Here is a 17,311-nt window from a genome sequence, read left to right as displayed (position 1 = left end):
AAACAGCATTAAACACTGAAAGTATTGATATTATAGGCTTTCTAGTCTAGTTGCTGTTGTACTTTGCGTTATGTTCATAGTATAATTCATTATAGTTTAATTAGGAGTGGAAAAGATGAACCGAGATGCACGTTTAAAACGACAAGAGAATATACGAAATTTCTCTATTATTGCACATATTGACCATGGGAAATCAACGCTTGCTGACCGTATTTTAGAGCAAACAAAATCTTTAACTTCCCGTGAAATGAAAGCACAGCTCCTCGACTCAATGGATTTAGAGCGTGAGCGAGGGATAACGATTAAATTAAATGCAGTTCAATTAAAGTACGAAGCAAAAGACGGCGAAGTGTATACATTCCATTTAATCGACACACCAGGACACGTCGATTTCACATATGAAGTATCCCGTAGTTTAGCTGCTTGTGAGGGTGCCATTTTAGTTGTGGACGCCGCACAAGGTATTGAAGCGCAAACACTAGCAAATGTTTACTTAGCACTTGATAATGATTTAGAAATTTTACCTGTTATTAATAAAATTGACTTACCTGCAGCTGATCCTGAGCGTGTGCGTCAAGAAGTAGAGGATGTCATCGGGCTGGATGCATCTGAAGCGGTATTAGCTTCTGCGAAAGCAGGTATTGGTATTGAGGATATTTTAGAGCAAATCGTGGAGAAGGTACCAGCACCAACGGGTGATCCTGATGCTCCACTACAAGCTTTAATTTTTGACTCTGTGTATGATGCCTATAAAGGTGTTATCATTTCAATTCGTGTAATCAACGGGACTGTCAAGCCTGGCGACAAAATCCGTATGATGGCAACAGGTGCGGAATTCGAGGTTATTGAAGTTGGGGTACATACACCAAAGGTTGTGCCACAGGCTGAATTAACAGTTGGTGATGTAGGTTATTTAACAGCATCTATTAAAAACGTAGGTGACACACGCGTAGGTGATACTGTAACCTATGCAAATCGTCCAGCAGCCGAGCCATTAGCAGGTTATCGTCGCTTGAACCCAATGGTTTATTGTGGTTTATACCCAATTGATACAGCGAAATACAATGATTTACGTGAAGCGTTAGAAAAACTAGAGCTAAATGACTCTGCTCTACAATATGAGCCAGAGACATCTCAAGCACTTGGCTTTGGTTTCCGCTGCGGTTTCTTAGGATTACTCCATATGGAAATTATTCAGGAGCGTATTGAGCGTGAATTTAATATTGATTTAATTACAACAGCACCTTCTGTAATTTACAATGTTCATATGACAGATGGCACTGATATTAAAGTAGATAACCCATCCTTTATGCCAGACCCACAAAAAATCGAGCGTGTTGAGGAACCTTATGTAAAGGCAACCATTATGGTGCCAAATGATTATGTGGGAGCGGTTATGGAGCTTTGTCAATTGAAGCGTGGTAATTTCATGACGATGGATTATATTGATACATCCCGTGTAAGCATTATTTATGAAATGCCTTTATCCGAAATTGTCTATGATTTCTTTGACTATTTAAAATCAAATACGAAGGGCTATGCATCCTTCGACTATGAACTTATCGGTTACCAGCCATCGAAATTAGTGAAAATGGATATTTTACTAAATGGTGAGCAGGTCGATGCACTAAGCTTTATCGTACACCGTGACTTTGCCTATGATCGAGGCAAAATCATCGTAGAAAAATTAAAAGAATTAATTCCACGCCAACAATTTGAAGTACCAATTCAAGCAGCAGTTGGTCAAAAAATTGTGGCACGTTCAACAATTAAAGCCATCCGTAAAAACGTTTTAGCGAAATGTTACGGTGGGGATATTTCTCGTAAGCGCAAACTTCTTGATAAACAAAAAGAAGGTAAAAAACGTATGAAACAAGTAGGCTCCGTCGAAGTCCCTCAAGAGGCATTCATGGCTGTGCTGAAGATGGATGATTCGAAGTAACGTTGATATAACAGCGTTTATAGGGGTTTGAAATAAGTGTTTTGTGGTGTTTCCCACCATAAAAAATACGTTAGTAATTCTTATATATATTGAACGAATGAGTCAAAGATGTTAGCAGCATCTCTGGCCATTTTTTCAGTGAGGTGGACATAGCGATCTTCTGTTACGGCAGCTCGACTATGTCCTATCTTTTTGTACTTTTTTAACAGGTGTACCGTTTTCGATTAAAGTTGTAGCATGTGTGTGCCGTAAGGAATGATAATATAAACAAGCAATTATAGAATCAGGTGAACAGTAAACGCAGCATTAGCTAGCGTTATTTTTATTGTCTAAAAATGATAAGGTCTATGGAAGGTTAAGATTTCTTTACCTTGTCAAAATTCTATTGAATTAATTTAGAAATAAAATTACAATGTTGACGGGGAAATAAGTACTAGATTTTCTGCTGACGGATCGCCGTGTGCGATGAAAGTCGCCTGTGTGGTGAAGGCTCGTTATAAAGCATGTACATGAATAAGACGAGAATGGCATAATAACAATAGGTGCTGCTTATGCAAACCCAAACAGTAAAGTTGTAGGGTTACCGTCATCCACGCAAATTGAAATACGTCATTTACAATCAGATGGTATTACACCAATTTCTAATTGGACATTAGTTACTACTTTTGTTGATGGAACAATTATGTGGGGTACACAAATAGGACAAATAGTCGAAGTGCGTTTACCTTTTGACCCTACAAACGTTTTAAGCGTAACAGTTCAAGCTGCACCATAAATTTATTATTTTTTTATTAAATGGTTAGGGGACATATCATTATGATGTGTCCTTTTTCCTTTGACATCTGTGTAGGGTTCTTTTTATATAACAAGACCTAAGTAATGCACTGTGCTGAGCAGTGCTATTTCTATTTGTGAGGTATTGACATGGACAGTCAAACAGTAGCTTTAATCGGAATTTTATGTATAGTATTAGGAGCTTTTATTGGAGTACTTACTTACAATTGCAATCGAGACAAGGATGTAAAAAATGATGCATCTGATTCAGCTGTAATACGCACAAAATTAGACAATATTAATGCTGGGATAAATATTGATATTAAAGCGCAAGAAATGCGTGTTACAGGGTTATCAGAGCGTGTGATTCTTGTAGAGGAATCAAGTAAACAAGCACATAAACGTTTAGATAAAATGGAGGGAATTATACATGGGAATTAACTGGAAATCACGTTTGCAATATAAGTAATTTGGGGTGTCATAAATTGCATTACTATTGTACTCGCTAATCAAACAGCGGGCATTTTTAATGTCGATATTACGATTTACAATGTACAAATCACAGCCATTTCAGAGACTGTATTAAATATTTTAGGCTTGCTTGGTATTATTATCGACCCGACTACAAAAGGCACTTCGGACAGCAAGTAGGCATTGAATGATGACAAGCCTAAGGGTGATGTAAAATGACAAGCATTACTACAACATGCGGGGAGATCTTGGAACTATTGCCAGCTGCACAAACAGCATGTAGATTGTTATTCCAAGAGTGCTTTAAAGCAGGTATTAAGAACATCTTTATTACTGAAACATATCGCTCACAAGAACGACAGAAGTACCTTTATGAACAAGGAAGAACTCGACCAGGACAAATTGTTACTTGGACACCAGACAGCAATCATAAGTCACGCTTAGCGTGGGATATCGCTGTTGGTCCTCCACAGTCTTTATATGATGTGGCAACCCTAAGTCGAGTAGGTGCTATTGTACGTCAGCTAGGTATTACATGGGGAGGAGATTGGACAGGTAATATTGATCGTCCCCACTTTGAGGTTAAGCCAAATTGGATTATGCCAAAGGGATACAAAATTGAAGGACAAGTGATTATTCCAACTAATAGCAAATACCAAGTGCAATTAACTGTGGAAGGCAATACAACTAAACCAATTGCAAAGGATGATGATAAAATGCAATTTACAAACGAGACAACTAAAGCTGCTGTACGTGATTACATTAAACAATCAGTTGATAAAAAGAAAATTGATAAGACATGGCTAGAGAAATTCGATAATGGCACTATGACAAGTGGTGATTTTGAAGGATTGAAGATTATCATTGCACAACGAAGCAATTAGTGACAACAAAGCCCAGGCTCAAATTAATTGAGTACCTGGGCTTTGTTAATATTAGAAGAAGTTATTTTAACCTGTATAGCCATTTCTTCTAGCATTTTCAACACAATCCTGTTTGTTGACGTAACCTTGAGAGGACGCACCAACTATTCGACCATTTGGTGCCGTTCTTCTCCATCTCCATTCATTCATGTTGTCTTTATAAAACTCCCATTTATCTTGCATGTTATTCACCTCCTGTATATACTTTCCATTATATATTCTAATAGTTTTATTTTGTATATGAATTTTGTGATAAAAGTAATAAGAAAACTACAAAATTTGATTGTTTATTACAATGATTTCTTTATGTTTAAACTATTACTGAATAAAATTGTGATAAATATAAAATAATATACAAAAAAAGCCACTCGTTTGAGTGACTCGAAATAAATTATTGTTTAACTTCGTAATCCTGTTTACCTAATTCTTTACCACTAACACCTTGATTCGCTACTAATGTAACTGGTGTTTCTAAATCATCTAATTCGTATGCGATAGCATTTTCTACAGTTCCATCTTTTTTAATTGTTTCTAATTGTGTGTCTAAAAATTTATCATCTGGAAGCATACCTACTTCTAATTTATTAACAGAATTAGGGTTGTTATCTTGAATGGCTGTAAATACAGCTGACCAAGCTATTGTCGGATCGATATCTTTATCACTTAGGTTTGTTGTACTGTACCAAATAGCGAACACAGGTTTTTCACCATATTCATTACCTTTTTCACCAACTGGAATAACTTTAGTTTCAGTGATGTTTATTTTCAAATCTTCTAATTTCGCTTCGCCATCTTTAAAATAAACATCCTCACTTTTTTCTTCTTTATCAGTTTTGTCAGTAGATGCAGGTACTGATGTTTCTTCTTTTTGTGGTTCTTCTTTTGCTTTTTCTTCTCCACATGCAGCAAGTCCAAGACTTAATACTAATGCAGCACTAAAAATTAGTTTTTTATTCATTTGTAAATCCTCCCTTTATATTACCATTCTAGGGAATTTGGAGGAAAAAGTACATATAAAAAAACAGACAACCATATAGTAGTTATCTGTCTAAAATCTTATATTGAATTACATTTGATAAACTCGCAAATCGCCAATTCTTACTATACCACCATTGGTAAAACCTAATTCAATACTATAAATTGGGCTTCCAGTTACAAAGGAACCGTGCGATTCATATCCAAGGAATCTATTGTCACCTAGCGCAAAAGCTGACATACCACTACCTACTACTTTTTGATAATCGCTGTTAATAGTAAGAGTATAGTCAAGCATGAATGTTGCATCTAATCCCCAACCATTACGTCCTGTATAGATACCTTCTTCTGGATTTCCCCATTCATTTATACCTGCATCTCCACCCATGTGAACAAAACTTTTGTAAGAGCTATTTGAGCCATTAAGTCGAATAACCAATCGGTGGTCTTTTCCTTCAGCTGCTAGTTCGCCTGATGCAATGATTTTTATCATCCCTGGCCTATCAATAGGGCAAATAATTTCATTTGTATTATTAAAAGCTAATTGTTTTATTAACTCCATGTTAATTCCTCCTTACCAAAATTAATATTATTTTTTGCTTATATTTGTTTATTTATTCGTAACAAATTTTGTTCAAAATATCATTTAATGTTTCTGATATATAGCTGGCAAGGTGATAGAAGCATGGAGATATACAATAAACCAAACTTAAAAAAACTTCGGATTAAGCCTGGAAGAAGCTATCCACAAAGTCCCTCATAAAAAGACACGTTAAATAATAAAGGCTATGTATTAATTCAGATGTCCCCATTATTTTTAGAGATACTTAGAACGATTGGTAAGGCTGTTTAAAAAGTTTAAAAATAAAAAGAAAAAAGCGTGCTATACACGGTCTATAACAAGACGGTGTATATGCAACGCTTCTTATTTATGGCACTAGGAGGTATGAAGATAAGTTACAAAAGCTAGTGAAGACTACCTAAATTTATTTAGGCACTTGTAAAATTATTCGTATTTCGAACGTACTCCGGCTGTCTACAGTAACTGGTACAGGGACTGCAAAGATCAATAAAATCCAATTTTGAAAAATGAGTTATACTCAAAGTTTTATCCATTTATTTTCCCCCCTTCATTAAAAGATTTCTAAAAAATGTCGATCAGCCTCGCTAAGCATTTCGAGAAGGGATACCCCTCCTCGTGGTGTTAGCAGGTTTTACTAAATGAGGTTTTGTTTAACTTACTTATCATCCTTATCTGGACTCTTTCGAGCCAGTTTAAAAAGTACAATAAAGTCTGTTACTCCCCAAATAGTGATTGTGTAGCCATTTGGTGTTTTTACTTCTACTAATTGTGGGCCGTATATTGCTATTAAAACAACTGCCACCATAGTAATTAAGTATAAAACGATGCTTTGTAAAATCTTCATAATGTGTTCCTCCTGTGTTGGTTGGTTTATTATTTTTTAATTTTTACAACCACGCGGAGAGAGTTAACCCACGATGGGTCTTCTCCCCCACCGTGCCATAGGAATATTTTATCACACAATTTATTACTAATAAATGGTATCCTTAAAATGGAAATATGTTTTATAAGAAAACGCCATTGAATAGATAAAAAGACCACTCTGTGATGGGTGGTCTTAAATTTTCCCCATCATATCCCCATCAGTCGTAGAAAATAAAGCTCGATAAGTAAAAATATCCATGAATAAAATTAAATAAAAAAACAACCGATAAACCCTTATATATTATAGGATTGTCGGTTATATAGAAGTTTAAAAAGATACGCCTGAATACAGCATTTCTATAGGAGGCATTCATGGCTGTGCTGAAGATGGATGATTCGAAGTAAGACACAACTATTCAAAAACAGGGAATGCTATTTTTTTGTAGCATTCCCTGTTTTTTTCTCTAGTTAAACTGCACCTAAGTAGTTTGCTTCTTGGCGATTTTTATATTTTGTAGCTATCATGTACATTTTGGAAAAATTTTAGTAAAAGATAAATAGATTTTCTACATTTTAAAAAAATCCTGACCATTTTTATTGTCTGCCGAGAAAGTTGAAGCACCATAAAACAATAAAAGGAATTGCTATTGAAATAGAGACCCCTTTTATAGTAATACTCTTTGTAGGCAATTTAATGAAACAATAGGAAGAACTTAGCCAATAAAAAAATAGGGACTCCTACAATTATTACGCCTGCAAAGAAATAACAAAATAACATAAAAACATCGAAAACCGCACCAGCTAAATCATCAATGAATTTTAACATTTCATTTCCCTCCAAACATAATAAGTATGGGCACTACAAACGATTTATTCTTTAACTAATTGCAGAAAGTTTTTACTTAAAGCTAAAGTGAGATAGATTATACAGACATTCATAAAAAATGAAACATATGATAATGGCTTTTCACTAGGACGGCGGGGTTGAAATAGGAAAGGGCTGAGACTTCTTCTCCGATATAAAGTACCCATGGAATCGGTCCTCCAAAAGTTGTCTGTTGATAGGTCACGAAAAATAGAGAGATACAGGTAGTAAAATACTAATCCAAAAAAATCGTTGATGGACCTTCATAATATCTCCCCTTTAAAGATCAGATTGTAGCGTCTTTTTTAAATAATCATGTTTAAAATCTCTGCCAACATGGTCGAGAGTCCCGTAAATTTCATAATGATGATTTTCATAAAATGTTAACGTTTGAAAGCTAAGCGTGTCAACTTTAATGAAATCACATTCATGGTTGAAGGCAATTTGTTCAATTGTTTGCTACAACTTTGATTCATACCCTAACCCACGAAGCTTTTTGTCTACCATTAGCGTGTGTATTTCTAACCAATTCCAGCAAATTTCACCCAGTATGCCACCATAAACGTGACCATTGCTATCAGTTAGAAATAAATTAATTTCCTGATATCGACCTTGTAAATCTTTTGGAAAGTGTTTTACATTGTATTCATAAAGCATGTTATTGACATAAGCTTTGTTTTTCTTATGTCGTTCTTGTGTGATTTGATAAGACATCTTTTACTTCTTTTCTCGCAATGGTAGTACTCGTTGCCAAATCATATGATGGCTATTCGTTCCCCAAAAGTGCTCAAGTATATAGTCAGGCTGTCCAAATTTTTTCTGCCAGATGACTTGTGCCTGTTTATATCCACTATCTAAACAAAAGCTATGCACCTTTTGTTTTTCCAACGTTGTTAGCATTTTCTGTAATAGCATGGTGCCAATACCACGATTTTGATAGTCCGGATGAACAAATACGGTACCGATTTCTGGACAATGGGAAAGATCTCCTTTAATCGTTTGTTGAATGATCTCGTTGGCTTCCCCATATTCGATCGTTCCTATTATGTCATTTGTTGCTTCGTCCATAGCTACCCAGAAAAATCTTTTTTTGCCTTGGCTCTCTAAGTCTATTGCGACATACTGCTTTTTCATTGCCCATTCACGCTGTTGATCGTCCACTAGCTCGGCAATCCCTTCTTTTGCATAAGTATCTTGAATGACGTGGAAAAAGAATTGATGTAATGTTTGTATGTCCGATTGTTCGGGACGTCTTATGAGTAATTTCAAATTTTCTTACGCTCCTTCGTATTTGGTGATTTTTGGCTTAATAAGGTATGAGCTCTTTGCACGTCAACATCTATATCTGCCTGTACTGCGGTTAATCGATCAAGTGCAAGCTTGTAGCCAATAATAGGAGGCATCATATTTTTCAGTATGCCAAAGCAACTCTCTATAGCAAATAGAGGGTTGGATATTCACCAGATGAGCTAATTTTTTCAGACATTGTTCTCCTTGTGCCACCTTGGTTTATTGTACTGTCTGTTCGTTCGCATATTGTGACATGACAGATAGCCCCCATCCGTTATTGTTGAGCACGTTATGCATACTACCAGTCTATTTTAATGATTATAACATGTTCACCTTAATTGGTTAATGATGGAATATGTTAAAATATAAAGAAAGACACTAGGTAACGAAAGGAGGGAATGCAGTTGAAAGAGTTGCAGGAGAAACTAGATGCAGTATTAGAGCAAATGCGCAGTTTTATCCAAGATATTCAAGAGAGGGATTCAGCTTACCCTATGTTTTTTCACAATCAAATCGAGGAGGATATTAGCCAATTTGTAGACAGTCAGTGGTCATTACCAACAGAATATGTCTATTTTTTAAGGCGTTATGTCGTTGAAAGAGTTACATGGAATACGGGTGATTATATAAATCTACAAATCTATGGAGCAAGAGATTTAATGCGTGGGCAGGAAGGCTATCATTATAATCCAGTGACAGAAGAGGTGATTCTGGATTGGCCGCACAATTATTTGGTCATCGCAACAGATGAAGGAGATCCATATTGTTTGGATTTATCAAGAGGGGATACGGCAATTTTTTCTGCTCTTCATGGGACAGGCTGTTGGGATTTCACAATGGCCTATGACAATCTAATCATGTTTCTTGAGAGTGTGCTAATTCCACCTGGTTTAGAGGAGATGTTGCCTGAAGACAACTCTACTACTTACTATGAACTGACTATAACAGGAGATGGGGAAAATAAGCTAAAGACATTATTGTTACTTAAGAAAATATTCTCTTGTGATTATTCGCGAGCAAGAGCGATGTTAGAACAGCCTCCACTATTAATTTATAGAGGAGTTGAAGCGGGTGCTTTAAGGTTAGAAGACGAGCTTCAGCATATTCGTGCAAACTATCAAAAAAAGAAAATTAGCTTAGCTGAATTTATCGAATGAACCATTACATGATTTTTGCAAAAAATAGGGGGATAACGAACTGCTTTAAATGGACCGAAGGGAACTTCATTCTTTTGCATGACGCCATATCATATATTTGCTTGTATAGTGGGGAGTAGTAAAGGGGTGCTTGAAGATGAAAATTACGAAGGTTCAACTATTTGTTCACGATTTACAAAAGATGCAGAAATTTTATAGCGACCAGCTAGGCTTTGCCTTATTAGAAAGTACAGGTGACTATTTTACAATAGCAGTTGGTGAAAGTAAGATGACTTTTGAAAAAGTGCCCACTACGATTCAAAAGCAATATCATATTGCATTAAATATTCCAAGAAATTTATTTTATCAGGCAAAAATTTGGGCCAAAGAACGTGTTGGCTTGCTTACTTCAGAGGGGCAAGATGAAGTGTATTTTGATTTTTTAAAAGCTTACTCTTGTTATTTTTACGATCCTGAAGGCAATATACTAGAATTTATTGCGAGGCAGGAAGTAAATCCAGAACAGGATACAGCCTATTTTTCTATGGAGCAAGTGCTACAGATTGGTGAAATCAATGTAACGACCGCCGACATTCTAGCAGCCGCTAGAAAATTAAATGAATATGCTATTAAACCTATTAATGATCAGAAAATCCAACTAGATGCTCTTCATTTTTTAGGTAACTACGAAGATGGAGCCAATATTCTATTAGGACCAAGTGAACGACTTTGGTATTTCTCTGATAAGAAAGCAGTAATCAGTCCAATCTGTATCGAGATAAACGATATGTTACAATTATTTGTAGATGAAACAGGTCAATTGACCATCAGTCAAAAAAGATAAGATGGGCATACCTAAGTGGAGCGAGTATCAGAACGATTATACAGAGCTAGAATTAATCAGAAAAAGGAGCAAGAATCGTTGAAAGCAAAATGCCTTAAACTATATGAATTTGGAAATCCACATGAGGTGTTAAGGATTGAAAATAAAACGATTACACCTCCACAAGGTCAAGAAATTCTTGTGCGTATGCTAGCAAGACCCATCAACCCTTCGGATTTAATACCGATTTGGGGAAAATATGCCCACCGAATCACTTTACCAACTGTTCCGGGTTATGAGGGCGTTGGAATCGTTGAAGATGTTGGGCCACTTATCTCTCCAAAGCGCATTGGTCAGCGAGTCTTGCCACTACGAGGAGAGGGCACGTGGCAGGAAATGGTGAAGACTCAGGCGGACTTTGCTGTAGCTATTCCTTCTACGATGGATCATTTTACTGCAGCACAAATGTATATTAATCCGATAACAGCCTTCGTCACCTGTACAGAAGTTCTCAAATTACAATCAAATGATGTACTAGTAGTGAATGCATGTGGCTCTGCTATTGGACATATCTATGCTCAATTTGCCAAATTACTAGGTTTTCAGCTTATTGCTGTCACACGAAGTCATCAGCATACAGACGAATTACAGCGGCTTGGGGCCCGCTTTGTCATAGATACTTCTAAGATGCCACTTCATGAAACGATAATGGCTTTAACAAATGGCAGAGGTGCTGATGCAGCGATTGATTCGATTGGTGGGGAGGCGGGCAATCAACTTGCATACTGTGTGAAGCCTGGTGGGAAATTTTTAGCCATCGGTCTTTTATCGGGAATACAGGTAAATTGGACAAACATTGTAAGGGAAGCAAAGGTACAAGCGATGATGTTTCATTTGCGCCACTGGCAACGCCAAACACCAATCGAAAAATGGCAGCAAACTATGCAACAGCTCGTCAATATGGTACATACGGATTCGTTAAAAATGATGCAGGTACAGGACCATTTCCCACTAGTGAACATACACCAGGCAATAGCTGCCGTTGAAGCTACTAATAAAGGAAAGATTTTTTTAACGAATTTTGATTAAGAACCCTACTACCTTCAGTGTTAAAGAACTTATTGTAAGCTCTTATTGATGGTAGTAGTTTTTTTCTTTCTATTGAGGGGGAATGCGCTCCAACAATGAGAAAGTCGTTAATCCGCTCATAAAGAGGATGACCTCGCTCCAACAAGTAAATAATCTACCTAAAGAAGTCTCCCTCGCTTAAAAGAATAGAACCTTTACATAAATAGAGCAATTCTTTATCTTTCATCTTCATAAAAAACTAAATTAGTAATTTAAGGTAATCGGAAATTGCGGTATGATGGAAGTAACTGTTTTTATGGAAAGGGAATTTAAGATACAGGCCATTGTGCAAAGGAGTTTAGATAATGGAACATGTCAACAAATTAAAAAAGGCGATAAAGCGAATGAGTGAGGCTGATGCGAAGTCTATGCTCTTTTTGACTTTAATGAATGAACAGTCGAAGGACGATATGGTACAGTTTTTATTGCAGCAAAATGAGGAGCAGGATGTTTCAACGATCGAAACGGTTCATATTGTGTTTGGTCATTCACCTGGAGGGAGTTTGAAGGCTGCATTTCGCAATAGTAACTACGTGAAAACGGAAGAAATCATCGTTATGCCTGGTAATTTTTCTGTTGGTCCTTTGAAAGATTTACATCTATGTGAAGGGATTGAAGCTCGTTTTCAATGGCTACAAGAGCGCTATTTTATAGAAGACGATGGATTGGCCATTTTTGAGCGCGAGGTGAAGGAAGCCGTAGAGAAAATAAAATCTATTCCGCCACATCAAGATATAATCATATGGACTTGTCAAAATGCCCATGAACAAATAGGGCTTCGACTTGTCTTAGCGATGCTAGAAAAGAAACCAAATGATATCTATGTATTAGATACTTTTCAATTATTCCATGAGTTGCATATATTCCCCCAGTTAGCAGAGGACAATTATCCAAGATCCTCTGGAGAGGTCAGTGTAGAGAATGTACTTCATATTTATGAGCAATACCAGGGACGCCCATTAAAAAAATCAGTACAGCAGACTTTATCTAAAGAAGGATTAAAGATGTTAATGGATGACTACTGTATACATACCTGGGAATACAATGAACTTTGGAGTCATCACAATGAAAATGTAGATGATGACTGGATCATTGCCTGTGCTAAACGATTACATGAAGACCAAGAAGAAGCTCCATATCTAATGGCGGCTAGACTCATTGGGGAAGTGCTAGGGCATATGGAACAGTATAGAGAAGCGGAATGGATTGAATATCGCCTGCGTCAATTAATTCAGCAAGGGGTCTTTTCTTATCGAGGTGAGTTAAAAGGGATGTTGCATTATCAAGTAAAATTAGCAGATGCTTATTTGCTTGACTGAGGCACTGACTGTCATGCTCTGAGGTATTTTATGGTATAATGTTTTCTAATATAGATGGCTTGAAGGAGTGAGATCATTGTTAAAAACAGAAGTATTTGAACAATTAAAAACGGCAATGAGAGAGAAAGATACTTTAGCAAAGGGTGTATTATCTCTTTTGAAATCAGCTTTAGATTCTGCTGAAAAAGAAAAGGGAGCAGCATTAACCGCTGAAGAAGAGATAGCCATTATTCATCGAGAGGTCAAACAAACGAATCAAGCGTTAGAAGGCGCACAGACGGCTGGACGAGCAGATTTGATTGAAAAAGAGGAAGCCAAATTGACACTTTTGAAATCTTTCTTACCGAAGCAATTATCCGAAGAAGCGATTGCTGAGAAATTAGTAGCGGCAGGTGTTGGTAAAGGAATGAACATGGGAGAAGCCATGAAAATTGCGAAGCCATTGCTTACAGGCCAAGCGGAAGGTGCAGTTATCTCAAAAGTTGTGAAAAATATTATTGCCTAATCTTCTACCATTTTGGTAGGAGATTTTTTTTGCAGAGAAAAATCCGCTATGCCGAAAAGGAGCATAGCGGATTCTTAATTTTATAACTTAAATTTTTGAGTGATATTGCGAAGCTGTTGAGCCATTTCTGCTAAGTTATTCGAAGAAGCTGTGATTTCCTCGATACTTGCAGATTGCTCCTCAGAAGCAGCAGCAACGTTTTGAATATTGCCTGAGGCTTGCACAGCTACTACGCCCACTTGTTCAACAGAGATCGCGATGCTGCTAACGCCTTCATTGATATTGGACATTATGTTATTAACATGGTCCATTTCCTGCGTAAGTGATGTGACGTGGCTATAGATGTCAGCAAATGCTTCTCCTGATGCATTAAATGTTGTGGAGCTTTCCGCAAGATTACTGCTGCTAATAGCCATCGATTTTACGGCTTGAGCCGATTCTTCCTTAATGGTTTCGATACGTGTTCGAATACTGTTTGTAGCATCTAAAGATTGATCGGCCAGCTTACGTACTTCCTCAGCTACTACTGCAAAGCCTTTGCCATGCTCGCCTGCACGCGCTGCTTCAATGGAAGCATTTAACGCAAGTAAGTTGGTTTGATCCGTTATCTGGGTAATCAATGCTACAATATCCCCGATTTCATTCGTGTATGTGCTTAAACGTTCAACGACAGTTGCTGATTCTTGAATGGCTTGGGATGTTACGGCCATTTTTTCTGTAGCATCTTGAATCGTTGTATTGCCTTTTTCTGAGATCGCAGATGCCTGGAATGCCTTTTCTGTCACACCAGTTACGCTTGTGACAACCTCTGTCATTTTGCTAGAGATGGTTGTAATATGGCTTTCCACTTCTTCAATCGAAGAGGTTTGTTTTTCTGAGCCCACTGCAACCTCTTGCATAGAAGATGTAATTTGCTGTATGGAAGCACTTGTTTGCTCGGAGCTTGCAGTTAATTCCTCTGACATGGCCGCCACTTGTTCAGCATTTTGAGCTATTTGCTGAATTAATGTACGTAAATCTTCCGTCATATTTTCAATGCCTGATGATAGCTGGGCAATTTCATTGGAACCTTTTATTTGGAGAGGCTCGACGGCTAAATCTCCCTGTGCAACCTGACCGACATAGCGAGTCATTTTTTTAATTGGTTTCGTAATACCTACACTAATAAAGTAAGCAACGATAATACCAAAAATCACAAAAACAACGGTTAGAATAATACAAATCCAAAGTGTTTCTGTTTGTAGCTTAGAAATGAAGGAAGCATCCATATCTAAACCAAAAATAATATCAGTATCTTTAAATGGGATGAAAATAGATTTATGGATACCATATTCATCTTTGTATATATCACTTGTTTGAATGGTTTGCGTGTCGACGGCTTTTCGCATTTCATCACTAAATTCATAGTCTTGCTGATGATTGTCAGTATTACTTAATGCCACGATATGCTCCTTACCATTGGCTTTTGAAAGCACATAGGCGTTTTCTATATCAAACTTTTTAACCGTAGCGTTTAATTGATCTAATAGTTTTTTATAATTGTCAGAGCTACCGTTATCCGCCGCTTTTACATCATTTTTCTCAAGATCTTCAAAAATCGTATTCGATGTGATCTCTAAAGTAGTTTCGAATTGTTTAATGACAAAATTGTCGATAATACGGTAAGAAACCGCGAATAAAACAACACTAAATAGCAATGAAATAATGGCTATTGGAATGGTGAAACTGGCTATATATTTATAGAGTAAAGAACTTTTAAATTTAGTGACGATACGCAATGTGAGACGCCTCCAATACTGTTAGCTTTTGCTGTAAGAAATGAATCATGTTTGGGATATGATCTGTCTCTGTGTATGGTGAAATAGAGAAGAATTTTGCCGCTGCAACGGGAACATGCTGTGTTGTATCACTCGTGCTAACCGTACAAACTCGTGTTGTATCACCGAAGAATACATCATCACGACCTTCACCTATAATTTCAAAGAATGATGCATTGATGCCATTAATGTGTTCGATTTGATCCTGTGTATAATGACCAGCTTGTTCAGCCTGCCAATTGAAGCCATCAGGATACAAGCGAAAGGCTGTAACTGGACCAATATTTGTGTCATTAACGACCTGTAGCATTGGTGTTTTCTCAGCTAATTGTGTGCGGAACGCTAAATTCACACGTACATAGTTGGCTAATAGTTGCTGATAACCTTCCTTACCGAATGCTTGGAGAGCAGCAAAAATAGCAATGGAGCTACCCATACGAGAGCACTCTAATGTATAACCAGTATGGTATGAACCGTAACCACGATTGCCCACATAAGGTGTATCGAAGTCCTCAATATCTAATAGCTGTAAACTGTTACCTTCTTTAATTAAGAATAAGCTAGTTAAATAAGGTGTTTGTCCAAGCTTTTGGAAGTCAAAGCAAAGGCTATCTGCCATAGCTAGATGTTGCATGCGGTCATGGATATGTTGTAAGCCTTGTACGACATCGTCTTCAAATTGTAGAGGATTTTTTTCGAAATTATAATCATTGAAGAAGGCATAAAAACCACCTAAAGCTGAATCAGCATGAATATGTACTGGCTGTAAATTGTACTTCTTCTCAAGCGTTGTAGTAACCTCTTTAATAGCTTGTACATCATCAACACCAAATTGATCAGTCGCTCCTGTAGTAGCCACTACATAGACAGGGATACCGCCATTTTCGATTACTTCTGTCATACGAATACGTAGGTCTTCCACATCCATTGAGTGGTCTTTGCCAGCTTTTACACGTACTAAATGTTTACTGCCAATGCCCACGGCCTCAACAGATTTTAAAAGGCTATAATGTGCGTTTTCTGAAGCAAAGCAATATAAGTTATTCGGAACACCATCTTCTTTGGCATGTGGAAATTGTTTGGCGATGGCAAGGCGAAGTCCACTGAAAACGGCACCTTGTCCACCCCATGTTGTATAACCAAAGCTCTTCGTATAATCATAGCCAACTAATTTAGACATCATAGCCACTACTTTGACCTCACACTCAGCGGCAGCAGGACCATAAACATCCCATAAATTGTTGCCATTTAGTAGGGCATTTGTAAATTGACCTAATACACCTGGGATGCTTGCCATTGGTAAAACATTGGTTACAAAGTTACGTGTATGATAAGGATGTCCTTGCATTAATTGTGTCATTTCTTTTACAACTTGATCGAGCCCAACCCCTGTAGTTGGCACTTGATGTTCTTGCATCAGCTCTTGATAGAAATTAGCAGAACGCTCTTTCATTGGACCAAGTGTTGTCTTATGTGGATTTTTTAATTCATCTAATGAGGAAACAATTTTCTCTAATAGGGATAAAAAATTCTCTCTTTGTTGGATATTTCCATCTTCGCTCTGGAATAATTGTTGGATATTTTGCATAATCATCATCCTTTTATAGTTCATATTTCCTCTATTTTTAATATAATAAAAATAGGACATTATACTAAAGGTATAATAGCATATTTTAGCAGAGATGGTGATTATATTTTACTGAAAAAATATTTATTAACATTTCTGAAAAATCCAACTTCAATTTATAAATTCTAAATAAGTTGTTTTCCTTTATGCCATGGGGTTTATAAGACGAACATGCTACTGGATATGGAGATTGAGAGGAAGATTAGAAATTATAAATTAGATAATGTTTAGGTCGTAGAAAAAGAGTGAAAATCTAATCCTTTCTAACT

Annotated in this window: 17 protein-coding genes and 1 pseudogene; 9 read left to right on the top strand and 9 right to left on the bottom strand. The window is 36.9% G+C overall.

The window, feature by feature from the left end; all coding sequences use genetic code 11:
- Positions 1 to 115 precede the first annotated feature (115 nt).
- The 4 genes from lepA to AC6BKE_RS22925 all read left to right on the top strand — a co-directional run bounded on the left by lepA (position 116) and on the right by AC6BKE_RS22925 (position 4,071).
- Entirely contained in the window at positions 116 to 1,942 is a 1,827-nt protein-coding gene (gene lepA / locus AC6BKE_RS22940; protein ID WP_058844222.1) for a translation elongation factor 4, read from the top strand.
- A 924-nt stretch (positions 1,943 to 2,866) separates the two neighbouring features.
- Positions 2,867 to 3,157: a hypothetical protein gene (locus AC6BKE_RS22935; RefSeq protein WP_271910469.1), complete on the top strand. Its 291-nt coding sequence runs from the start codon at positions 2,867 to 2,869 to the stop codon at positions 3,155 to 3,157.
- A 27-nt stretch (positions 3,158 to 3,184) separates the two neighbouring features.
- Entirely contained in the window at positions 3,185 to 3,367 is a 183-nt protein-coding gene (locus tag AC6BKE_RS22930; RefSeq protein ID WP_334312333.1) for a phage holin, read from the top strand.
- Positions 3,368 to 3,402: 35 nt separating this feature from the next.
- A complete protein-coding gene (locus AC6BKE_RS22925) occupies positions 3,403 to 4,071 on the top strand; it encodes a M15 family metallopeptidase (RefSeq protein WP_499858137.1) in 669 nt (222 codons plus the stop codon).
- Positions 4,072 to 4,137: 66 nt separating this feature from the next.
- Here the strand turns inward: AC6BKE_RS22925 and AC6BKE_RS22920 are convergent, their stop codons facing one another.
- The 7 genes and pseudogenes from AC6BKE_RS22920 to AC6BKE_RS22890 form a co-directional block, all read right to left on the bottom strand.
- Entirely contained in the window at positions 4,138 to 4,293 is a 156-nt protein-coding gene (locus AC6BKE_RS22920) for a YegP family protein (protein WP_499858136.1), read from the bottom strand.
- A 208-nt stretch (positions 4,294 to 4,501) separates the two neighbouring features.
- A complete protein-coding gene (locus tag AC6BKE_RS22915; RefSeq protein WP_499858135.1) occupies positions 4,502 to 5,068 on the bottom strand; it encodes a DUF5067 domain-containing protein in 567 nt (188 codons plus the stop codon).
- A 108-nt stretch (positions 5,069 to 5,176) separates the two neighbouring features.
- Positions 5,177 to 5,647, bottom strand: coding sequence for a hypothetical protein (locus AC6BKE_RS22910; protein ID WP_499858134.1), 471 nt, complete (start codon positions 5,645 to 5,647; stop codon positions 5,177 to 5,179).
- A gap of 676 nt (positions 5,648 to 6,323) precedes the next feature.
- Positions 6,324 to 6,512, bottom strand: coding sequence for a hypothetical protein (locus tag AC6BKE_RS22905; RefSeq protein ID WP_499858133.1), 189 nt, complete (start codon positions 6,510 to 6,512; stop codon positions 6,324 to 6,326).
- 711 nt (positions 6,513 to 7,223) lie between these two features.
- A complete protein-coding gene (locus tag AC6BKE_RS22900; protein WP_004226973.1) occupies positions 7,224 to 7,358 on the bottom strand; it encodes a hypothetical protein in 135 nt (44 codons plus the stop codon).
- A gap of 318 nt (positions 7,359 to 7,676) precedes the next feature.
- Positions 7,677 to 8,111, bottom strand: a pseudogene (locus tag AC6BKE_RS22895) (GNAT family N-acetyltransferase).
- Positions 8,112 to 8,114: 3 nt separating this feature from the next.
- Entirely contained in the window at positions 8,115 to 8,666 is a 552-nt protein-coding gene (locus AC6BKE_RS22890; protein ID WP_342534978.1) for a GNAT family N-acetyltransferase, read from the bottom strand.
- 425 nt (positions 8,667 to 9,091) lie between these two features.
- Here AC6BKE_RS22890 and AC6BKE_RS22885 point away from each other — a divergent pair, with 425 nt between their 5' ends.
- The 5 genes from AC6BKE_RS22885 (at position 9,092) to AC6BKE_RS22865 (ending at position 13,598) form a co-directional block, all read left to right on the top strand.
- Positions 9,092 to 9,844 carry an SMI1/KNR4 family protein gene (locus AC6BKE_RS22885; RefSeq protein ID WP_499858132.1) on the top strand — a complete coding sequence of 251 codons (753 nt, stop codon included), beginning with the start codon at positions 9,092 to 9,094 and terminating at the stop codon, positions 9,842 to 9,844.
- Positions 9,845 to 9,980: 136 nt separating this feature from the next.
- The gene (locus tag AC6BKE_RS22880) at positions 9,981 to 10,667 is read left to right on the top strand and encodes a toxoflavin lyase-like VOC family protein (RefSeq protein WP_499858131.1); all 687 of its coding nucleotides are present in this window, start codon (positions 9,981 to 9,983) and stop codon (positions 10,665 to 10,667) included.
- 78 nt (positions 10,668 to 10,745) lie between these two features.
- Positions 10,746 to 11,735, top strand: coding sequence for a zinc-dependent alcohol dehydrogenase family protein (locus AC6BKE_RS22875; protein ID WP_330493138.1), 990 nt, complete (start codon positions 10,746 to 10,748; stop codon positions 11,733 to 11,735).
- 344 nt (positions 11,736 to 12,079) lie between these two features.
- Positions 12,080 to 13,093 carry a DUF1835 domain-containing protein gene (locus AC6BKE_RS22870; protein WP_036121731.1) on the top strand — a complete coding sequence of 338 codons (1,014 nt, stop codon included), beginning with the start codon at positions 12,080 to 12,082 and terminating at the stop codon, positions 13,091 to 13,093.
- A gap of 76 nt (positions 13,094 to 13,169) precedes the next feature.
- Entirely contained in the window at positions 13,170 to 13,598 is a 429-nt protein-coding gene (locus AC6BKE_RS22865; protein ID WP_058844226.1) for a GatB/YqeY domain-containing protein, read from the top strand.
- Between the two features lie 80 nt (positions 13,599 to 13,678).
- Here the strand turns inward: AC6BKE_RS22865 and AC6BKE_RS22860 are convergent, their stop codons facing one another.
- Positions 13,679 to 15,376 (bottom strand): methyl-accepting chemotaxis protein, encoded by a 1,698-nt coding sequence (locus AC6BKE_RS22860; protein WP_036121723.1) that lies wholly within the window; start codon positions 15,374 to 15,376, stop codon positions 13,679 to 13,681.
- Complete coding sequence (locus AC6BKE_RS22855) at positions 15,360 to 17,003, bottom strand: pyridoxal phosphate-dependent decarboxylase family protein (RefSeq protein WP_499858130.1); 1,644 nt, start codon at positions 17,001 to 17,003, stop codon at positions 15,360 to 15,362. Before AC6BKE_RS22855 ends, AC6BKE_RS22860 begins: the two co-directional genes overlap by 17 nt.
- Positions 17,004 to 17,311: the final 308 nt, after the last annotated feature.

It is taken from the genome of Lysinibacillus sp. COL-1 (assembly GCF_059814265.1).
Note: the sequence above shows the minus strand (reverse complement) of the source record. Positions and strands in the feature narration are given on the sequence as shown.